The organism is Desulfosarcina sp. (assembly GCF_033791525.1).
Classification (GTDB): Bacteria; Desulfobacterota; Desulfobacteria; order Desulfobacterales; family Desulfosarcinaceae; genus Desulfosarcina.
Genome location: NZ_JASJGN010000088.1, coordinates 1 through 2,890, shown reverse-complemented (window position 1 = coordinate 2,890; position 2,890 = coordinate 1). Strand labels below are relative to the sequence as shown.

The window sequence follows — 2,890 nt, the reverse complement described above, 5'->3', positions numbered from 1 at the left end:
CCGTGAGTCTCGGTGGCAGAAAAATCCATTTGATAGTTCCCATCCAGAAATAGGCAAATTTGGTTGAGATCAAGGCATGCGAAAAATTTTACCGCCGACATATAGTTGATATTTCGAGGATAACGCAGATATCAGGCAAATTGGCCATTTGTGGATCGACACTTGCTAACGGTTCCAGGCCAACGGCTTAGGCTTCATGGCTAAAATATGCAGGAAATGAGTGGGTGACAGGTTGAAGTCAATATCTATTGGATAAATAGCGATGCCAGGATTTAATTCGCTATCGTTAAATATAATTTTAATTGATGCGTAGCTATTTTCTGCGCTTTCAAGTCTTCAATTTCGAGAATTCTGAAACGGATTCCGCCATCCGCATGTTGTTGGATTGCGAATTCTAATTTCAATGTAAAGCCTTCCATTTGAAAACTCGGAGGCGTATTGTAAGCTTTTTTCAATGAGGACTTAACTCTTTTTATGGGCTCAACCAGGCCGCGGGAAATTTCAGGGGAAAAGCCGGATGAGTCGCTTGGCTGAAATGAAAAACTGAGATTATGATATGATTTAGATGTCGACGGTTCATCTTCAAACCCATTGCTCAATCCGACAATTTTAACAGCTATTGCACCCTTTTCTGTTTCTGTTGAATCAACAGTTAAGGCCACTTTAACCGTCTCGATGGTAAACTTGGGGCTCCCCAATTCAGAAATATTGGCTGTATTGATTTCATTTTTAATGGCGGTGATTATCTCATCGATTTCAAATTCGCCAGCTTGAGCGATGCGGATAGGCGACAGGTTAACTGCGACCAGAAGCAATATGATAAAAACGATGAATGGTATACCGCGTGGCTTGATCATTTTAACTATTTTCCTTAGTGATTAAATGGATCTTAACCCTTTTATTATCCGGATGGGCGGTAGCGCCTAATAACAGGATGACTTTCCATAGTTAATCCTGCATCGTCCTGATTGTCAACAACGCAGCAACTCCTTGACAAGAAAAGGAATCTCTGCAAACTTGTAGACGTCTTGCCGTCGGTAGGACCATTCAACAACCAAAGGAGTCGGTGACCATGAAGGGGATCGTCTATCTGCTCGGCTTCGGGCACATCGCCATCTGTTCTTATTGGGTTCTGTATACCAGGCAGACCGTCGCTGCACTCAAAGGGGTGTTCCAGACATACTCGCTTAAATACCTGGCAGCCATCCCAGCCGTGTTTGGACTCCTGTTCCTCGTCTCCGCATCATCCACCACCTACCCATGGGTATTCCGTATCATCGCCCTGCTGGCCTTTTGTGAAGCGGCCGTGGCGTTTGCAGACCCTCAACAAATCTACAGCCGAATGCTCGACTGGTACTTTCAGAATGTATCTGATCAGACGAACCGATTGTTTGGAATCATCGGCATCGTCTTTGGAACCGTCATTCTGACCTGGATATAACAGATTGGAGATTTATGCATGGCACTGACAAAAAAAGACATCGTCGATCGGATGCAGGCGGAACTCGGATTTCTCAGAAACCAATCCGTTGAGATCACCGAATCCCTTCTTGAACTCATCAAGGCAACCCTGGAATCCGGCGATGATGTCCTTGTTTCCGGCTTCGGCAAATTCTGCGTGAAGGAAAAAAAAGAACGAAAAGGCCGCAATCCCGCTACCGGTGAAGATCTGATGTTGAAACCAAGGCGGGTGGTGACGTTCAAGTGGTCAGGCAAATTAAGGGAAAAGGTGGACGAGAAATGAATACTGCGCGCAATCGCCGCCGATATCCTCGCCACAAGGCGCTATTCAGTGCGAAATATACAGCCAAAGAGGGAGCTTATCGGGATTTAATCCAAGATGTTTGTCCCGGCGGTGTGTTTGTATGCACCAGGCGGAAGATCGTCCAGGGCCGCACCATTAACGTCCAATTCCCGATTTTAGTGTTCAATAAAAGGCTTAGTTTGATGGGCACAGTGGTGCGGTGCAATGCCACGGGCTTTGCGGTCAAGTTCGACAAACCAATTGACGAGAATATTTTCAATGCAGGTGACTGGGGAGTGACATGTGCGGAAGATTCGTTGGATTCAGAAGACTTGAAGAACTGATTGAACACTTCCCCATTGATGTGGCAAACGTCAACGTTTCGCCCAGCTACAACGTCGCTCCCACCCAGGAGATACTCGCCATTGTCCGGCATGACGACCGGAACCACCTGGAGAAACTTCACTGGGGACTGGTTCCGTTCTGGGCGAAGGATGCCACCAACGGCAGCCGGATGATCAACGCCCGGTCTGAAACCGTAGCTGCCAAACCCAGCTTTCGAACGGCATTCAAGTGGCGCAGATGCCTGATCCTCGCCGATGGATTCTACGAGTGGAAGGGGGAAAAAGGAAATAAGCAGCCAATGTTTCTGACGCTGCCCGACAGCCGCCCGTTCGCATTTGCAGGCCTGTGGGAGGCCTGGGATGACAGGGGAAAAGAGCCAACCGCCTATCGTTCCGGCAGCATCCTTACCAGAGAAGCCAGTGAATCGGTCATGCCGATACACAACCGAATGCCGGTGATTTTAAAACCGGGAGCTTTTGATGTCTGGCTCAGTCGCGACAACCAGGACGTCCGGTTGCTCCAGGATATCATCCAGAACGAGGTCTATACCGAACTCAAAAGTGTTCGCGTGTCCAGACAGGTCAACTCGGCAAAGGTTGACCGGCCGGGCAACATACGGCCATTGGAACCGGGCGCCAAGGGATAGGACGGTTCGCCTGATTCAATGACCGTGGCGTGATGGCGATCCCACCGGCAGTCATCTTTACGATCTTTCCAACGATTAACCCTTTGCCCGGTTTGCCTTATTCACCCCCGCCGATCACCGACACTCGGGAGGTGTCTGTGTGCAGTTGGTCTTTT

General features: G+C 48.6%; 5 protein-coding genes. 4 read left to right on the top strand and 1 reads right to left on the bottom strand.

Annotation, left to right across the window (positions count from 1 at the left end):
* Positions 1-272: 272 nt before the first annotated feature.
* On the bottom strand, positions 273-857 hold the full coding sequence (locus QNK41_RS04295; protein WP_319254113.1) for a hypothetical protein: 585 nt from the start codon (positions 855-857) through the stop codon (positions 273-275).
* Between the two features lie 215 nt (positions 858-1,072).
* On the opposite strand from QNK41_RS04295, the gene QNK41_RS04290 reads away from it, so the two are divergent.
* From QNK41_RS04290 to QNK41_RS04275, 4 genes are read left to right on the top strand one after another with little or no spacing between them, the layout of a single operon-like run.
* Complete coding sequence (locus tag QNK41_RS04290) at positions 1,073-1,441, top strand: hypothetical protein (RefSeq protein WP_319254111.1); 369 nt, start codon at positions 1,073-1,075, stop codon at positions 1,439-1,441.
* Positions 1,442-1,459: 18 nt separating this feature from the next.
* Positions 1,460-1,744 (top strand): integration host factor subunit alpha, encoded by a 285-nt coding sequence (locus QNK41_RS04285; RefSeq protein WP_319254109.1) that lies wholly within the window; start codon positions 1,460-1,462, stop codon positions 1,742-1,744.
* Entirely contained in the window at positions 1,741-2,088 is a 348-nt protein-coding gene (locus tag QNK41_RS04280) for a PilZ domain-containing protein (RefSeq protein ID WP_319254108.1), read from the top strand. The genes QNK41_RS04285 and QNK41_RS04280 overlap by 4 nt, the downstream gene beginning before the upstream one ends.
* Positions 2,046-2,735, top strand: coding sequence for an SOS response-associated peptidase (locus QNK41_RS04275; protein ID WP_319254106.1), 690 nt, complete (start codon positions 2,046-2,048; stop codon positions 2,733-2,735). Before QNK41_RS04280 ends, QNK41_RS04275 begins: the two co-directional genes overlap by 43 nt.
* The last annotated feature ends 155 nt before the right edge of the window (positions 2,736-2,890 follow it).

Bases quoted from the DNA above. Each gene is read 5' to 3' on its own strand.
- QNK41_RS04295 (WP_319254113.1), bottom strand. From the start codon at position 857: ATGATCAAGCCACGCGGTATACCATTCATCGTTTTTATCATATTGCTT.
- QNK41_RS04290 (WP_319254111.1), top strand. From the start codon at position 1,073: ATGAAGGGGATCGTCTATCTGCTCGGCTTCGGGCACATCGCCATCTGT.
- QNK41_RS04285 (WP_319254109.1), top strand. From the start codon at position 1,460: ATGGCACTGACAAAAAAAGACATCGTCGATCGGATGCAGGCGGAACTC.
- QNK41_RS04280 (WP_319254108.1), top strand. From the start codon at position 1,741: ATGAATACTGCGCGCAATCGCCGCCGATATCCTCGCCACAAGGCGCTA.
- QNK41_RS04275 (WP_319254106.1), top strand. From the start codon at position 2,046: ATGTGCGGAAGATTCGTTGGATTCAGAAGACTTGAAGAACTGATTGAA.